The following is a 16,172-nucleotide window of genomic DNA, read 5'->3' as shown; positions in this document are numbered from 1 at the left end:
CCACCTTTGTGGCGAGGTCAGGTCCTTCGCTTCGGTCAGGACGACAGGCGGGCGGTCAGGGCAAACGCTGCCTCAGACGACCAATACGATCTTGCCAAAATGGGCATTGGCCTTCATGTGCGCAAGCGCGGCGGCGGCCTCGGACAGGGGGAAGGTCTTGTCGATCGGCAGGCTGAGCTTGCCCTCCTCGATGGCCGTCCACAGGTCCTTGCGGGCCGCCTGCACGATGTCGCGGACCTCCTCGGGGCTGCGGGTGCGGAAAGTGACGCCGATATAGTCGATGCGCTTCAGCGCATGCAGGTCGAAGTTGAACTCGCCCTTCATGCCGCCCAGCCGGCCGACATTGACGATGCGGCCGAGGATGGCGGCGGCTTCCATGTTCTGGTTCATCACGCCGCCCGAGACCTGGTCGACGATCAGGTCGACGCCCTTGCCGCCGGTCGCTTCCTTGACCTTGTCCGGCCATTTCGGGTCGCGCGTGTCGATCGCCACGTCGCATCCGAACTCGCCCAGCCGCGCGCGGCGGCCGTCGTTGGTCGAGCTGCCGAGCACGACCGAGGCACCCATGATCTTGGCGATCTGCATGCCGAGCAGGCCGACGCCCGAGCTGGCGCCCTGGATCAGCACGGTCTCGCCCTTCTTGAGACGGCCGGCGCCGACCAGCGCGTTGTGCATGGTCTGAACGGCCACGGGCATACAGGCGGCCTGCTCGTAGCTCATGTTGTTGGCCGGGATCTTGTGGGCGCGGCCGGAATCGGTGACGGCGTATTCCGCAAAACCGCCGGCCGCCGCGCTCATGACCCGGTCGCCCGGCTTGAAGTCCTTCACGTCGGGGCCGACAGCCTCGACTTCGCCGGCGCATTCCAGGCCTACGATGGTGCCCGGGCCGCCGATGCGGCCGTGCGAATGGCCGGACGCCACCGCGAGGTCGGCGCGGTTGAGCGACGCCGCCTTCACCTTGATCAGGATTTCGCCCGCCTTGGGCACGGGCTTGGGGGCGTCGGTGAACTGGACGCCCTTATCGGTGACGACGGCTGCTTTCATGGTGATCTCCCTAAACTGTGGAGACACCCTTAGCACATCGGCGAAGGCCGGCGACCGCCTAGGCGATCTTGCTGGTCCTGCCCTGCCAGTAGCGGTCGCGCAGCAGGCGCTTGTAGAGCTTGCCGGTCGGATGGCGCGGCAGCTCCTCTTCGAAGTCGACGCTGCGCGGACACTTGATGGCGGAGAGGTGCTGCTTGCAGTAGGCGATCAGCTCCTCGGCCAGCGCCGGGCCGGCGTCGGCCATGTCGCGCGGCTGCACCACGGCCTTCACTTCCTCGCCGAAGTCCGGGTTCGGCACGCCGAACACGGCGCAGTCCATCACCTTGGGATGGTTGATCAGCAGGTTCTCGCATTCCTGCGGGTAGATGTTCACCCCGCCGGAGATGATCATGAAGGCCTTGCGGTCGGTCAGGTGCAGGAAGCCGTCGGCATCGACATAGCCCACGTCGCCCAGAGTGCTCCAGCCCTTGGGATGGCGCGACTCGGCGGTCTTCTTCGGATCGTTGTGATACTCGAACGACCGGCCCTCGGCGAAATAGACCGTGCCGGATTCGCCGGTCGGCAGCTCGTTGCCTTCGTCGTCGCAGATCTTGAGCTTGCCGATGATGGCGCGGCCGACCGTGCCTTTGTGCGCCATCCATTCCTGGGCGTTGCACATGGTGAGGCCGTTGCCTTCGGTGCCGCCGTAATACTCCCAGATGATCGGGCCCCACCACTGGATCATCGCTTCCTTGGTCGGGATCGGGCAGGGCGCCGCGGCATGGATCACGCACTTGAGCGACGACACGTCGTACTTCGCGCGCACCTCCTCGGGCAGCTTGAGGAAGCGCACGAACATGGTCGGCACGACCTGCGTGTGCGTGATCTTGTGCTTCGCAATCAGCGACAGATATTCCTCGGCGTCGAAATGCTCCATGATCACCGAGGTGCCGCCCAGCCGCATGACGCTCATGTTGAAGCGCAGCGGAGCCGCATGATAGAGCGGCGCCGGCGACAGGTAGACCGTGTCGCTGTCGATGCCGTAGAGCCTGCGGCTGACCGCCAGCAGCGGATTGTCGAAGTCGATCGGCTGCCTCTCGACCACCGGCATGACGCCTTTGGGCCGTCCCGTCGTTCCCGACGAATAGAGCATGTCGTGACCGGCCGTCTCGTCGGCGATGGGCGTGGCGGGAAAGCGCGCGACCGCGTCCTCCCACGACTCGTAGCCGGGGATCGTGCCGTCGATCATGAAGCGATGCGGCGCACCCTTCATCAGTGGCACCAGCTCGGCAGCCTTCTCGGCCAGCGCCTTCGAGGTGACGAACAGCCGGGCGCCGCAATCCGTGACGATATAGTCGACCTCGGCGGCAGTGAGGCGAGAGCTGATCGCCGTGTAGACCAGGCCCGAGCGCTGCGCGCCCCAGCAGATCTCGAAGAAGCGCGGGTTGTTCTCGAGGAAGATCGCGACATGGTCGCCGGCCTGGAGGCCGAGCGAGCGGAAGAGCTGCGCGATGCGGTTGGACTGCTCGTCGAGCTGGCGATAGGTCACCGTCTCGCCGCTGCCGGCCATGATGTAGGCGGGCTTGTCGGGATGGGTGCGGGCGTGATGATAGGGATGCATGACGGCCGCATAAGAGCCGACCGGCACAGCACTCGCAAGCGTTGTGCCAGTTCCGCTCTTCGGTTCTGAATGCGCGCGCTTAGAGGGCGCGCGCGACAGCGTTGCTGCGCGAGCGAGTGTGCCTACTTGCGAGCCGCGACGCCGGCGCGGCGCAGGGCGTCGGCCAGCGCGCCGCCCGGGGAAGCCGCCTTCTGCGGTTGCACGCGGGCCTGATCGCGGCGGGACGCGCCGCCGTTGTCGGGACGGGACGAGCGCGGAGATTGGGCGCCGGCGTCGTCGTCGAGCCGCAACGACAGGGCGATGCGCTTGCGCGGCTTGTCGACGTCGAGGACCTTCACGCGCACGATGTCGCCCGGCTTCACCACGCTGCGCGGATCCTTCACGAAGGTCTTCGACAGCGCCGACACGTGCACCAGGCCGTCCTGATGAACGCCGATATCGACGAAGGCTCCGAAGGCGGCCACGTTGGTGACCACGCCTTCGAGGATCATGCCCGGCTCGAGGTCGTTCAGCGTCTCGATGCCGGCCTTGAACTCCGCCGTCTTGAAGGCGGGGCGCGGATCGCGGCCCGGCTTCTCCAGCTCGCGCAGGATGTCGGTGACGGTGGGCAGGCCGAACCGCTCGTCGACGAAGGCGCTGGGCGACAGCGCTCGCAGCACGGCGGCATTGCCCAGCACGGCATCGATCCGGCTCTTGGTCGCCTCCAGGATCCGGTGCACCACCGGATAGGATTCGGGATGCACTGCAGAAGCGTCGAGCGGGTCCTCGCCGCCGGGGATGCGCAGGAAGCCGGCGCACTGTTCGAAGGCCTTGGGCCCGAGACGCGGTACGTCCTTCAGCGCCTTGCGCGAACGGAAGGCGCCATTTGCGTCGCGATGGGAGACGATGCTCTGTGCCAGCGACGTGCCGATGCCGGAGACGCGCGCCAGCAGCGGCGCCGATGCGGTGTTCAGGTCGACGCCGACGCCGTTCACGCAATCCTCGACCACCGCATCGAGCGATCGCGACAGCTTGAACTCGCTGAGATCGTGCTGGTACTGGCCGACGCCGATCGACTTGGGATCGATCTTCACAAGCTCCGCCAGCGGATCCTGCAGCCGGCGAGCGATCGACACGGCGCCGCGCAAGGTCACGTCGAGGCCGGGGAGTTCCTCCGACGCATAGGCCGACGCCGAGTAGACGGACGCCCCGGCTTCCGACACCACGATCTTCTGCAGCTTGAGGTCGGAAAGCCCCTTCAAGAGTTCGATGGCCAGCTTGTCGGTCTCGCGCGAGGCGGTGCCGTTGCCGATGGCGATCAGCTCGACCTTATGCTCGCGCACCAGGCGCGCCAGGATGGCGAGCGATTCGTCCCAGCGCCGCTGCGGCTCGTGCGGATAGATCGTGCTGGTCGCCACCACCTTGCCGGTGGCGTCGACGACGGCGACCTTCACGCCCGAGCGATACCCCGGATCGAGCCCGAGGGTCGGCCGCGTGCCCGCCGGCGCGGCCAGCAACAGGTCGCGCAGGTTCGAGGCGAACACCCGCACCGCTTCTTCCTCGGCCGCCGTCCACAGGCGCAGCCGGAGGTCGATCGACAGCATGATGGTGATCTTGGTGCGCCACGCCCAGCGCACCGTATCGGCCAGCCACTTGTCGCCGGGCCGTCCCTGGGCGGAGATGCCGTAGGTCCGCATGATGCGCAGCTCGTAGGCGCTGGGAACCATCTGCGCCGCGGGCGGACGCGTCGCGGGATCGTCCGGCTCGACGGTCAGGCCGAGGATTTCCTCGCGCTCGCCGCGGCACAGGGCCAGCACGCGATGCGAGGGCATCTTGGCCAGCGCCTCGGAGAAGTCGAAATAGTCGCTGAACTTGGCGCCGGCTTCCTGCTTGCCGTCACGCACCTTGGAAACGAGGCGGCCGTTGGCCCAGAATTCCTCGCGCAGCGCGCCGATCAGGTCGGCATTCTCGGCAAAGCGCTCGACCAGGATGGCGCGCGCGCCTTCCAGCGCCGCTGCTGCCGTGGCGACGTTCTTGTCCTCCGAAACGAAAGGCTCGGCGCGGACCAGCGGGTCGACGGTCGGATCGCCGAGCAGCAGGTTGGCCAGCGCCTCCAGTCCCGCTTCCTTGGCGATCTCGGCCTTGGTGCGGCGCTTGGGCTTGTAGGGGAGGTAAATGTCCTCGAGGCGGCCCTTGCTGTCGGCCGCCATGATCGCCGCTTCGAGCGTCGCATCGAGCTTTCCCTGCTCGCGCACGGAATCGAGGATGACCTTGCGCCGGGCTTCGAGCTCGCGCAGGTAGCCCAGGCGCTCCTCGAGGGTGCGGAGCTGGGCATCGTCCAGCGAGCCGGTGACTTCCTTCCTGTAGCGCGCGATGAAGGGGACCGTCGCGCCGCCGTCGAGCAGTTCGACCGCGGCCTGGACCTGCTGTTCCTTGACCCCGAGTTCTCCGGCAATGCGCGCCTGGATGGATAGCACCAAGTAACACCTCTGGGTCGGATGAGAGAGACGGGAGCGCACGGGCGTGCCACTCCGGGGCGCGGATATGAACGGCGCGCCTGTGGGACTTCAAGCTGATTGTTCGCTTGCACAATGGCTTCCAAAGCGCTGTGCTCGGCACGGCCTTCCTGTATTCAGAAGGCCGTGTAGCCGTTGAGTGTGGTGAGCAGATGGCCGGTATGACGACGCGAAGCGAGCAGGCCTGCTTCGGCGGGACGATCGGCTTCTACAGCCATGCCTCGACGGAGATCGGCGCCGAGATGAAGTTCTCGGTCTTCGTGCCCGGCAAGGGCCCGGCGCGGCCGCTCCCGGCGCTCTACTTCCTGGCGGGTCTCACCTGCACGGAAGAGACCTTCATGATGAAGGCAAATGCCCTGCGACATGCCGCCGAACTCGGTCTCGTTCTCGTGGCGCCGGATACCAGCCCGCGTGGCCTCGGCCTGCCGGGCGAGGAGGACGACTGGGATTTCGGCACGGGCGCCGGCTTCTATCTCGATGCCGAGGCCGAGCCGTGGCGGCGGAACTATCGCATGTACTCCTATGTGACGCGCGAACTCCCCGCGCTGGTCGAAGCCAGCTTCCCGGTCGAGGCGGGGCGGCGCGGCGTGTTCGGCCATTCGATGGGCGGCCATGGCGCCCTGGTGGCGGCGCTGAAGAACCCGCAGGCCTATCGCTCGGTCTCGGCCTTCGCGCCGATCTGCAATCCCGTCGCCGTGCCCTGGGGCGAGAAGGCCTTCGGCAACTATCTCGGCGCGGATCGCGCGCGCTGGGCCGAGTGGGACGCGAGCGAGTTGCTGAAGCAGGGGAGCCGCCTGGCGGGGCCGATCCTCGTCGACCAGGGGATGAAGGACCAGTTCCTCGCAGGTCAGCTGCGGCCCGACGCCCTCGAAGCGGCGGCCCAGGGCGCCGGGCAGGAGCTGGTGCTGCGGCGGCACGAGGGCTACGACCATTCCTACTGGTTCATCCAGACCTTCATCGAAGACCATCTGAAATGGCACGCCGAGAGGCTCCGCGCGTAGGGTCGAAACCTGCCCGGGAGGGGCCGGACTCGGCCACCGCAGTTGACCCGGTTCCACCCTTCGGCTTTATTCCCCGCGCACGACTGTGTGCCCCCGTGGCGGAATTGGTAGACGCGCCTGACTCAAAATCAGGTTCCTCACGGAGTGTTGGTTCGAGCCCGACCGGGGGTACCATTTTGCCAGAATGCTAGCAGCCCAGCGGTTGCGAGCGATCGGCGCCCAAGGCGATCCAGCCTTACGACCTGCACCCAGTTTGAAATACAACGCGGCCAAAGCGGGTTTTCTCTTTCGGTCGGCATTCCCTGCGCCACTCGCTGGCCAGATGGTCCAACCCGTCACGCGCCGGCCGCGGGCTTGATCCTGGTTGCCGCCGCGGCCTGAACAGGGCCATCGTGACTCCGGGTAGGAGATTGCAGATGGGTGGAACGCAGAAGATCGCGGCCTTTTGCACGCAATGCCGGTCGCGCTGCGGCTGTGTCGCTGTCGTGGAAGACGGGCGGTTGCTGGGGATCGAGCCGTTGCCGGATCATCCCACGGGCCAGGCGCTGTGTCCCAAGGGGCGGGCGGCACCCGAACTCGTTTATCATCCCGAGCGCGTGACCCGCCCGCTGCGGCGCACGCAACCGAAAGGCTCAGCCGATCCCGGCTGGCAGCCGATTAGCTGGGACGAGGCGCTGGCCGAGATCGCCGCACGCCTGTCCGATATCCGGGCGACGCACGGCGCCGAACAGGTTGCGTTTTCCGTGACGACGCCGAGCGGCTCGCACATCTCCGATTCGATCTCCTGGGTCGAGCGCTTCATCCGCGCCTATGGCAGCCCGAACACGATCTACGGAACGGAGATCTGCAACTGGCATAAGGACTACGCCTCGCGCTTCACCTACGGCCACGATATCGGCACGCCTGATTTCGCCAACACCGGCTGCGTGGTGCTGTGGGGCAACAATCCCGCGGCCACCTGGCTGGCGCGCCAGGTGGAGATCCAGAAGGGCCTGAAGAGCGGTGCGCGGCTGATCGTGATCGATCCGCGTCCCACGGTGCTGGCAAAGCGCGCGACCCAGTGGCTGCGGGTGCGCCCCGGCACCGACCAGGCGGTTGCCCTCGGGCTCGCGAACCTGCTGATCGCGGGCGGACGCTTCGACCGCGACTTCGCGGCGACCTGGACGAACGCCAGCCTGCTGGTGCGCTCCGATACGGGACGCTTCCTGCGCGAGAGCGACCTTCGCGCCGATGGCCGGACCGATATCTTGTTTTCTAACGTCGAGGATGGCGGCGGCCTGCTGCCGTTCGATGCGACGCGCGGGAGCTGGGCTCCCGGACGCGCAATGCCCGCCCTGCGCTGGCAGGGCACCGTCGAAACGCTGTCCGGCCCCGTGGTGTGTCACACCGCGCTGGAGTTGTTCGCCCGGGCGGCCGCCCAATATCCGCCCGAGCGCGTCGCCGAGGTGAGCGGGGTCGAGCCCGCCGACCTCATGAAGGCCGCCGATATCATCGCCGGCGCCCCGTCGGTTGCCTACTACGCCTGGAACGGTGTCGGGCAGAGCGTCACGGCCACGCAGACCGATCGCGCGATTTCGATCCTCTACGCGCTCACCGGCAGCTATGGCCGCAAGGGCGGCAACGTGCCCGGCGGTGTGGCGCCCTTCGTCGATATTTCCGGCCAGGATCTGCTGCCCGCGACACAGCGCGACAAGGCGCTCGGCCTGGCCGAGCGGCCGCTCGGTCCTGGCCTTCACGGTTGGGTGACGGCCCGCGACGTCTACAAGGCGGTGCTGGCGAAGGCGCCCTATCCGGTGCGCATGCTGATGTCCTTCGGCACCAACCTCCTGGTGTCGCAGCCGGATACGGAGAGGGCCCGCAAGGCGCTGTCGGCGCTGGAATTCCATGTCCATGCGGACTTCTTCATCAACGCGACGGCGCGCTATGCCGACATCATCCTGCCGGTCGCGACCTCGTGGGAGCGGGAGGGATTGCGCACCGGGTTCGACGGCAGCCTCGAGGGGCTGCGGCACGTCCAGCTGCGGCCCCCGGTCGTGGCACCGGTCGGCGAGGCGCGCTCCGACACCGACATCGTAATGGGGCTCGCCGCAGGGCTGGGTCTCGCCGATCGGATGTTCGATCTCGATGCCGACCGCGGCCACGATGCTGCCCTGGCCAAAGCCGGATTGACCGTCGAGAGGCTGCGCCGCTCTCCGGAGGGCATCGCGGTCGAGGGAACGGTGCAGGTCGATGCCCAGTCGATCCTGCAGGACGGCCATCCGCGCGGTTACCCGACCCCGACCCGCAAGATCGAGATCTATTCGGAGCGGCTGCTGCTCTCGGGCTACCGGCCGATTCCCCAGCTCGACGCCCACGATCTCGCGCCACCGGAACCGGGTTACCCGTTGCGCCTCGGCAGTGCCAAGAGCGTCGCCTATTGCCACAGCCAGCATCGCAACATCGCCTCGCTGCGCCGGCTGGTGCCCGATCCGATCGTGGAGATGTCGCCGGCCGATGCGGCCGCCCGCGCCATCGTTCAGGGTGACTGGGTTCGCATCAGGACGCCGAGCGGTGACGTGGTCGCCCGGGCCGCCCTCGTGCCTGCTCTCGCCTCAGGTTCCGTGTTCGGCCAGCACGGCTGGTGGGTCGATGGCGGCGACGGCACGCCCTACGATCGCGCCCATCCCCTGGCGGCGAACCTGAACGGCGCCATCGGCACCGACCGGGCCGATCCGGTCAGCGGCTCGATCCCGCTGCGATGCTCGTGGTGCCAGATCGAGAAGATGTGAGCGCACAGGGGAATCGCATTGATCGCGCCAGGCACAGGCCGGGTGAAGACGCAGTCGTCCGAGTGAACTGACCACGTTTCTCGAGGCGTCAGATCGCGTCGCCGGTCTTTGTTTCTCCGTCGGTTCTGATCGGCGGCGGCAGATCGGCGACGTTCTCGCTGCGGTCGCGATAGAGGGCGGCGCGGCCCAGCAGCATCAGCGTGACCGGCGTGGTCACCGTCAGGAACACCGCGATCAGCACCTCGTGCAGCACCGGGCGCGATTGCTGAACGGAGAAGAAGAGGATGGACCCGAGCAGGATCCCGCCGGCCCCCCAGGTGGCGCCGAGGCTCGGGGCGTGCAGGCGATCGTAGAAGGTCTTGAGGCGCACCAGGCCGATGGCGCCGACCAGCGTGAAGCTGGCGCCCAGCAGGACCAGGAAGGAGGCGAGGAGGGCGGCCCAGGCCGGCAGGTCGGCGGCGTGGCTCATTCGATGATCTCCCCGCGCATCAGGAACTTGGCGAGCGCCAGGGTCGCGATGAAGCCCAGCAGGGCGATCACCAGCGCCGCCTCGAAGTAGAGCGTGCTGCCCGTCCGGATGCCGAACACCAGCAGCAGCAGCATCGCGTTCACGTAGAAGGCATCGAACGCCATGATGCGATCCTGCGCCCGTGGGCCGCGCAGCATGCGGAAGGCAGCGATCACCATGGCGAGCCCGAGCAGGACCAGGGCCGCCAGCAAGGACCAGGAGAGAATTGTTACGCTCATGCCAGGATCTCCAGCAGCAGCCGCTCGTAGCGGTTCTTGATCAGGTCGATCCAGTGCGTCTCGTCGACCAGGTCGAAGACGTGGATCAACAGTTTGTTGGCGGTCGAATCGTATTCGACCCAGGCGGTGCCCGGCGTGCAGGTCAGGATGCAGGCGAGGATCGCCAGCGCGGCCGGGTCGCGCAGCTCGAGCGGCACGATGACGAAGCCCGACACGCGCTTGTGCTGGCCGGGAAACAGGATCAGCCGGGCGACGGCGACGTTGGAGCGCCAGACGTCGAGCAGGACGATCGCCACGAGCTTGGGAATGAGATGCCAGCGCCTGATGCGCGACCTGTCCGGCTGCAGCGCGGCGGTCACGTTGGACGCGGCGACCGCGATCACGCTGCCCAGCACGAAATGTCCCAGCGACAGGCCGTTCAGGAGCAGCCACATCGCCAGCAGCGATACCGCCAGCAACGGATAGGGAAGGAGGCGGGTCATTGGAGGCCCGCCTTGGCCGGCGGAACGCGCGGCGCCGACAGAACGTCCTCGATATAGGAGGCGGGCGCCAGGACGGAGCGCGCGGTCTCCTCCATATATTGCATCACCGGTCCGCCCTTGATGGCGAGGACGAGCGTGAGCAGCAGCAAGGCGAACACGGGGGCGGCTTCGACGGCGAGAACCCGCGGCGCGACCGCATCGACCGGCGCCCAGAAGGCGCGGATGCCGACGCGCGACAAGGTCATCAGGCTCGCCACGCCGGACAGAAGCAGCAGCACGATGAAAACCCAGTTGGCGGGCGATATGCCTGCCGACGCCCCTTCGCCGGCCGGCGCGAAGAGCGCCGCCAGCAGGGCCAGCTTGGCCACGAACCCCGACAGCGGCGGCAGCCCGATCAACAGCAGGGCGCAGGCCGTGAAGCCGGCGCCGAGGAGGGCCAGCGTGCCGGGAAAGCCCATGCCCCCCTCGCTGCCGGCCTCTTCGTCGGGCTCGGCGCGCAGCGTTTCGGCGGTGACGGCGATCAGGTCGGCGCCTGGATTCTGACCGCGCTCGATCAGCTCGATCAGCAGGAAGAAGGCGCTGATGGTGAGGGTCGAGCTGACGAGATAGAACAGGGCGCCGCCGGTGACCTGCGCGTCGGACAGGCCGATGGCGGCCAGCACCGTGCCGGAGGAGATCATCAGGCTGAAGCTCGCGATCCGGGTCATGGCCTGCGAGGCCAGCACGCCCAGTATGCCGAAGGCGATCGTTGCCAGGCCGCCCGCAAACAGGAGCGTGGCGCCATAACCCGCGACCTCGCCGGCCTCGCTCCCGAACAGCAGCGGGCGCAGGCGCAGCAGGGCGTAAAGGCCGACCTTGCTCAGAATGGCGAAGATTGCCGCGACCGGCGGCGCCGCGGCCGGATAGGCGCTGAGCAGCCAGAAACCCAGCGGCCACATCGCGGCCTTCACGAGGAAAGCCATGCCGAGGATCGCCGCGCCGACTTCCAGCAGGATCCGGTTCTCGCCGGCAAGCGCGGGAATGCGCGAGGCCAGATCGGCCATGTTCAGCGTTCCGGTGACGCCGTAGATCAGCGCGACGCCGACCAGGAAGAAGAAGGCGGCGGTCAGGTTCACGACGACATAGTGCACGCTCGCCTGGACGCGCCGCGGCCCCGATCCGTGTAGCAGCAGGCCGTAGGACGAGGCCAGCATGACCTCGAAGAAGACGAACAGGTTGAACAGGTCGCCGGTGAGGAAGGCGCCGTTCACGCCCATGACGAGGAACTGGAAGAGCGTATGGAAGTGGGGGCCGACCGTATGCCAGCGCGCCATCGAGAAGACCAGCGACGCCGTCGCGAGGACGGCCGTCAGCAGGACCAGCATCGCCGAGAGCCGGTCGAGCACCAGCACGATGCCGAACGGCGCCGGCCAGTTGCCCAGTAGGTAGACGCCGGGCGCGTCCGTATCGGCGGCCTGCAGGAGCACGATGGCGATCGCCAGGTTCGCCAGGGTGGAGAAGAGGTTGATCAGTCCCTTCAGGAACTGCCGGCGCTCGTCGTAGACGGCCAGCAAGGCTCCCGCCACGAGCGGCAGCACGATGGGAGCGATGATCAGGTGACGTGCCCAGTCCGACATCACCGCTCCTGGCCGTCGACATGGTCGGTGCCGGTGAAGCCGCGCGCCGCCAGCAGCACGACCAGCAACAGCGCGGTCGTCGCGAAGCCGATGACGATCGCCGTCAGGACCAGCGCCTGCGGCACCGGATCGGCGTATTGGGCGAGAGTGCCTGTCTGGCCCGCGAGGACCGGCGGCGCGCCCGAGCGCAGCCGGCCCATGCTGAAGATGAACAGATTGACCGCCAGGGCGCAGAGCGAGAGGCCGATGACGACCTGATAGGTGCGCGGCCGCAAGAGAAGCCAGACGCCGGAACCGGCCAGGATTCCGATGCAGAGGGCAAGGAGGAGCGCCATTATGCTTCCTCCCGCGCGGGCTGCGTGGGCGTCGCCCGCGAGGCACGCAGGTTGCGGACCGACTGGTGGGCGAGCGCGATCAGCATCAGCACCGTCGCTCCAACGACCAGGCCGAAGACGCCCAGGTCGAAGAACAGCGCGGTGGCGGCCGGCACCGCCCCAATCAGCGGGATATCGACGTACTGCGAATGCGAGGTCAGGAAGGGATAGCCGTACAGCCACGACGCCATGCCGGTCATGGCGGCCAGCAACAGGCTCAGTCCGATCCAGTTGACCGGCAGGATGCGAAGCCTGTCCTCCACCCAGATCGTGCCGGACGCCAGGTATTGCAGGATGAAGGCGGTGGCGAGCGCGATGCCCGCCGCGAAGCCACCGCCAGGCAGGTCGTGGCCGCGCAGGAAGAGGTAGATCGCCAGCACGATGATCACCGGGAACAGCCACTTCATGATCACCGAGGGCACCAGCAGATAGTCGCCCAGCGTGTCACCTGCCTTGCGGTCGGGTTCGGCCTCGTCGAAGGCGTTCTGCCGGCGCTGCTGCAGGGGCGAGCCGATATTGTCGGACGCCGGCCGGAAACGGCGCAGCAGGGCGAAGATCGTGAGGGCGACCACGGCGAGCACGGTGATCTCGCCCATCGTGTCGAAGCCGCGGAAGTCGACCAGGATCACGTTCACGACGTTGCGGCCGCCACCTTCCGTATAGGCGCGTTCCAGGAAGTAGCTTCCGATCGTTTCCGGCAGCGGCAGCACCATGACGGCATAGGCAAGGGTCGCCATGCCGGCGCCGACGACGAAGGCGATGCCGAGGTCGCGCGAACGCCGCAGCCGTCGTCGCCACGGTTTTTCCTCCGTCGTGATCTCCTCGAAGCGCTTGGGCAGCCAGCGCAACCCCAGCAGGATCAGGATCGTGGTCACGACTTCGACCAGGAGCTGCGTCAGCGCCAGATCGGGTGCGGAGAACCAGGCAAAGGTGATGCAGGTGGCGAGACCCGCACCGCCCAGCAGGACGAGCGCGACCAGCCGATGATACTTGGCCTGGTAGGCCGCGCCGATCGCGCAGCCGGCGCCGGCCAACCAGACCAGGGCGAGCGCCGGGTCGAGGTCGCTCCAATCCGGTCCCTGCAAGCCGAGGCTGCCCATCGAGAACGGCACCAGTGCCGCAAGCGCGCCCGCCAGCAGGAGGATGCGGAGCTGGGGCTGCAGGCGGCGCGTGCTGAGGACCATCTCCGCGGCCCGCGCCCATTTCAGGGACAGCACGATCACGCCCCGTTCGAACAGGTGGCGCCCATTCAGGTGCCGCAGCACGGGCGGTCCTTCCGGGCTGTGCCGCAGGTAGTTCTTGAGCGCGAGGTAGAGCAGCGCCCCGACGACGAGGGCCACGGCGCTCATGATCAGAGGCAGGTTGAAACCGTGCCAGACGGCGAGACTGAAGACCGGCGTGCGGGTGCCCAGCACGGACTGCACGGCCGTCAGCAGGTAGGGGCCGACGGTCGCCGCCGGAAAGATGCCGACCACGAGGCAGGCCAGCACCAGGAACATGCTGGGCACGCGCATCCAGAACGGCGGCTCGTGCGGTTCCCGCGGCAGGTCGTCGGGCTTTCGACCGAAGAACACGGAGTGGATGAAGCGCAGCGAATAGGTGACGGCGAAGGTGCTGGCCAGCACCGCGACGTAGGGCTGCGAGGTGTCGAGCAACGAGTGGACATGGGTCTCGATCGCCTCGGCGAAGAACATCTCCTTCGACAGGAACCCGTTGAGCAGCGGCACGCCCGCCATGGCCGCGCTCGCCACCATGGCCAGCGTGGCGGTCACCGGCATGTAGTGGAATAGCCCGCCCAGTTTGCGCATGTCGCGCGTGCCGGTCTCGTGGTCGATGATCCCGGCCGCCATGAACAGCGAAGCCTTGAAGGTCGCGTGGTTCATCATGTGGAAGATGGCGGCAACCGCGCCCAGCGGGCTGCCGAGGCTGAGCAGCATGGTGATCAGGCCGAGATGGCTGATCGTCGAGTAGGCGAGGAGCCCCTTGAGGTCATGCTGGAAGATGGCGAAGAAGGCGCCCAGCACCAGCGCCGCCATGCCGGCGAGCCCCAGCAGCCAGAACCATTCGGGCGTGCCGGCCATCACCGGCCACAGCCGCGTCAGCAGGAAGACCCCGGCCTTCACCATGGTCGCCGAATGCAACAGGGCCGAGACCGGAGTCGGCGCCGCCATGGCATTGGGCAGCCAGAAATGGAACGGGAACTGCGCGCTCTTGGTCAGCGTGCCCAGCAGGATGAGAATCAGGGCAGGCAGATAGAGAACGTGCGAGCGGATCGCCTGGCCGGAGGCCAGCACCCGGTCGAGATCGTAGCTACCCACGATCTGCCCGATCAGGATGACTCCGGCGAGGAGGGCCACGCCGCCGAAGCCGGTGACGACGAGGGCCATGCGGGCGCCGTCGCGCGCGCCGGCCGTGTGGTTCCAGTATCCGATCAGCAGGAACGAGAAGATGCTGGTCATCTCCCAGAAGAACAGAAGGATGATCAGGTTCCCGGCGATGACGATGCCGAGCATGCTGCCCATGAAAGCGAGCAGGAACGAAAAGAAGCGCGGCACCGGATCGTTCGGCGACATGTAGTAGCGCGCATAGAGCACGACCAGGAAGCCGATGCCCGTCACCAGCAGCGCGAACATCCAGGCGAAGCCATCGAGACGCAGCGAAAACCCGAGGCCGAGTGCGGGAATCCATTCGGCTTCGCTGCGCAGCACCCCGCGCTCGACGATCGCGGGATAGGCGGAAATCAGCAGGAAAAGGCAGACGAGCGCGACGCCGCCGGCCAACCAGGCTTCCGAGTTACGCGCGTTGGGGCGGAACGTCGCAGCGAGGAGGCTGCCCACGAAGGGAAGTACGATCAGGATTGTCAGCAGTACGTCGTCGGTCATGAGCCTTGGCGATGCGTATCTGGGGTTTGTCTGCGGCTGACTCTAGCATTTTCGGCTCAAATAGTTCCCTCAGAGACGAGTCTGCGCGCGCGGATCTCGATCAGTGCTCCGCGAACCAGCCATTGCGAAGTTGCAGGCCGATCGTGGCGATGCGAGGGCCGCGGACGGGCCGCGATCGATCGGCTCCGCGCGTGCGAGGCGCGCACTGTACTTTGGTATAGGGCGCTGCCTGCTCATGTACGATGGCGGTGAGCGGCCTTCTGGGCCAACCTTGCGCTGCGTTTTCAATCGCAAGGGGACTTCACATGGCTTTCATCACGACGAAGGACGGAACCCAGATCTTCTACAAGGATTGGGGTCCCAAGGATGCGCAGCCCATCGTGTTCCATCATGGCTGGCCGCTGAGCGCCGACGACTGGGATACGCAGATGCTCTTCTTCCTCGGCAAGGGATTCCGGGTGATCGCCCATGATCGCCGCGGCCACGGCCGTTCGACGCAGACCGATACCGGCAACGAGATGAATACCTATGCCGCAGACGTCATCGAGCTCGCCGACCATCTGGACCTGAAGGGCGCCGTTCATATCGGCCATTCGACCGGCGGCGGCGAGGTGGCGCGCTATGTGGCGCGGGCCAAGCCGGGGCGTGTCGCCAAGGCGGTCCTGGTCAGCGCCGTGCCGCCGATCATGGTGAAGTCGGACAAGAACCCGAAGGGCCTGCCCATCGACGTATTCGACGGCCTGCGCTCTGCCCTCGCGGCGAACCGTGCGCAATTCTATCTCGATGTCGCCAGTGGCCCGTTCTACGGCTTCAATCGCGAGGGCGCGAAGGTCCTTCCGGGCACGATCCAGAACTGGTGGCGGCAGGGCATGATCGGCGGCGCCAAGGCGCATTACGATTGCATCGCGGCCTTCTCCGAGACCGATTTCACGGAGGATCTCAAGGCGATCACGGTGCCGACGCTCGTGATGCACGGTGACGACGACCAGATCGTTCCGATCGCCGACGCGGCCGAGCTGTCGATCAAGCTGCTGAAGCACGGCACGCTCAAGGTCTACAAGGGCTATCCGCACGGCATGCTGACCGTCCATGCCGACGTGCTCAATCCCGACCTGCTCGCCTTCATCAAGGCTTGAGTCGGTCGATCGACATCGATGCAGGAG

The 16,172-nt window shown here is 67.1% G+C and carries 12 protein-coding genes and 1 tRNA gene; 4 read left to right on the top strand and 9 right to left on the bottom strand.

Features of this window, described 5'->3' with window-relative positions:
- Positions 1-72 precede the first annotated feature (72 nt).
- From ACP15H_RS16295 to ACP15H_RS16285, 3 genes are all read right to left on the bottom strand, one after another.
- Positions 73-1,044 (bottom strand): zinc-binding dehydrogenase, encoded by a 972-nt coding sequence (locus ACP15H_RS16295; RefSeq protein ID WP_425067231.1) that lies wholly within the window; start codon positions 1,042-1,044, stop codon positions 73-75.
- Positions 1,045-1,102: 58 nt separating this feature from the next.
- Positions 1,103-2,644 carry an AMP-binding protein gene (locus tag ACP15H_RS16290; protein ID WP_425067230.1) on the bottom strand — a complete coding sequence of 514 codons (1,542 nt, stop codon included), beginning with the start codon at positions 2,642-2,644 and terminating at the stop codon, positions 1,103-1,105.
- A 122-nt stretch (positions 2,645-2,766) separates the two neighbouring features.
- Entirely contained in the window at positions 2,767-5,100 is a 2,334-nt protein-coding gene (locus tag ACP15H_RS16285) for a Tex family protein (protein WP_425069911.1), read from the bottom strand.
- Positions 5,101-5,300: 200 nt separating this feature from the next.
- Between ACP15H_RS16285 and fghA the strand changes: the two genes are divergently transcribed.
- The 3 genes from fghA (at position 5,301) to ACP15H_RS16270 (ending at position 8,908) form a co-directional block, all read left to right on the top strand.
- Positions 5,301-6,140, top strand: coding sequence for an S-formylglutathione hydrolase (fghA, locus tag ACP15H_RS16280; protein WP_425067229.1), 840 nt, complete (start codon positions 5,301-5,303; stop codon positions 6,138-6,140).
- Between the two features lie 89 nt (positions 6,141-6,229).
- Positions 6,230-6,314 (top strand) — tRNA-Leu (locus ACP15H_RS16275).
- A gap of 242 nt (positions 6,315-6,556) precedes the next feature.
- A complete protein-coding gene (locus tag ACP15H_RS16270; protein ID WP_425067228.1) occupies positions 6,557-8,908 on the top strand; it encodes a molybdopterin-containing oxidoreductase family protein in 2,352 nt (783 codons plus the stop codon).
- Between the two features lie 88 nt (positions 8,909-8,996).
- Here the strand turns inward: ACP15H_RS16270 and mnhG are convergent, their stop codons facing one another.
- From mnhG to ACP15H_RS16240, 6 genes are read right to left on the bottom strand one after another with little or no spacing between them, the layout of a single operon-like run.
- Positions 8,997-9,377: a monovalent cation/H(+) antiporter subunit G gene (gene mnhG, locus ACP15H_RS16265; protein ID WP_425067227.1), complete on the bottom strand. Its 381-nt coding sequence runs from the start codon at positions 9,375-9,377 to the stop codon at positions 8,997-8,999.
- Entirely contained in the window at positions 9,374-9,655 is a 282-nt protein-coding gene (locus ACP15H_RS16260; RefSeq protein WP_425067226.1) for a K+/H+ antiporter subunit F, read from the bottom strand. Before ACP15H_RS16260 ends, mnhG begins: the two co-directional genes overlap by 4 nt.
- Positions 9,652-10,137 (bottom strand): Na+/H+ antiporter subunit E, encoded by a 486-nt coding sequence (locus ACP15H_RS16255; RefSeq protein WP_425067225.1) that lies wholly within the window; start codon positions 10,135-10,137, stop codon positions 9,652-9,654. Before ACP15H_RS16255 ends, ACP15H_RS16260 begins: the two co-directional genes overlap by 4 nt.
- Positions 10,134-11,753, bottom strand: a complete 1,620-nt coding sequence (locus tag ACP15H_RS16250) for a monovalent cation/H+ antiporter subunit D (RefSeq protein ID WP_425067224.1) — start codon at positions 11,751-11,753, stop codon at positions 10,134-10,136. The genes ACP15H_RS16255 and ACP15H_RS16250 overlap by 4 nt, the downstream gene beginning before the upstream one ends.
- Positions 11,753-12,088 carry a Na+/H+ antiporter subunit C gene (locus ACP15H_RS16245; RefSeq protein ID WP_425067223.1) on the bottom strand — a complete coding sequence of 112 codons (336 nt, stop codon included), beginning with the start codon at positions 12,086-12,088 and terminating at the stop codon, positions 11,753-11,755. The genes ACP15H_RS16250 and ACP15H_RS16245 overlap by 1 nt, the downstream gene beginning before the upstream one ends.
- Positions 12,088-15,009 (bottom strand): monovalent cation/H+ antiporter subunit A, encoded by a 2,922-nt coding sequence (locus tag ACP15H_RS16240; protein ID WP_425067222.1) that lies wholly within the window; start codon positions 15,007-15,009, stop codon positions 12,088-12,090. Before ACP15H_RS16240 ends, ACP15H_RS16245 begins: the two co-directional genes overlap by 1 nt.
- A 305-nt stretch (positions 15,010-15,314) precedes the next feature.
- On the opposite strand from ACP15H_RS16240, the gene ACP15H_RS16235 reads away from it, so the two are divergent.
- Entirely contained in the window at positions 15,315-16,145 is an 831-nt protein-coding gene (locus ACP15H_RS16235) for an alpha/beta fold hydrolase (protein WP_425067221.1), read from the top strand.
- The last annotated feature ends 27 nt before the right edge of the window (positions 16,146-16,172 follow it).

It is taken from the genome of Reyranella sp., assembly GCF_965249915.1.
Lineage (GTDB): Bacteria > Pseudomonadota > Alphaproteobacteria > Reyranellales > Reyranellaceae > Reyranella.
The sequence above is the reverse complement of the archived record's forward strand: the minus strand, read 5'-3'. Positions and strand labels throughout refer to the sequence as shown.

Excerpts from the sequence above, each read along its gene's own strand:
- ACP15H_RS16295 (WP_425067231.1), bottom strand. The coding sequence starts at position 1,044 with ATGAAAGCAGCCGTCGTCACCGATAAGGGCGTCCAGTTCACCGACGCC.
- ACP15H_RS16290 (WP_425067230.1), bottom strand. The coding sequence starts at position 2,644 with ATGCATCCCTATCATCACGCCCGCACCCATCCCGACAAGCCCGCCTAC.
- fghA (WP_425067229.1), top strand. The coding sequence starts at position 5,301 with ATGACGACGCGAAGCGAGCAGGCCTGCTTCGGCGGGACGATCGGCTTC.
- ACP15H_RS16270 (WP_425067228.1), top strand. The coding sequence starts at position 6,557 with ATGGGTGGAACGCAGAAGATCGCGGCCTTTTGCACGCAATGCCGGTCG.
- mnhG (WP_425067227.1), bottom strand. The coding sequence starts at position 9,377 with ATGAGCCACGCCGCCGACCTGCCGGCCTGGGCCGCCCTCCTCGCCTCC.
- ACP15H_RS16260 (WP_425067226.1), bottom strand. The coding sequence starts at position 9,655 with ATGAGCGTAACAATTCTCTCCTGGTCCTTGCTGGCGGCCCTGGTCCTG.
- ACP15H_RS16255 (WP_425067225.1), bottom strand. The coding sequence starts at position 10,137 with ATGACCCGCCTCCTTCCCTATCCGTTGCTGGCGGTATCGCTGCTGGCG.
- ACP15H_RS16250 (WP_425067224.1), bottom strand. The coding sequence starts at position 11,753 with ATGTCGGACTGGGCACGTCACCTGATCATCGCTCCCATCGTGCTGCCG.
- ACP15H_RS16245 (WP_425067223.1), bottom strand. The coding sequence starts at position 12,088 with ATGGCGCTCCTCCTTGCCCTCTGCATCGGAATCCTGGCCGGTTCCGGC.
- ACP15H_RS16240 (WP_425067222.1), bottom strand. The coding sequence starts at position 15,009 with ATGACCGACGACGTACTGCTGACAATCCTGATCGTACTTCCCTTCGTG.
- ACP15H_RS16235 (WP_425067221.1), top strand. The coding sequence starts at position 15,315 with ATGGCTTTCATCACGACGAAGGACGGAACCCAGATCTTCTACAAGGAT.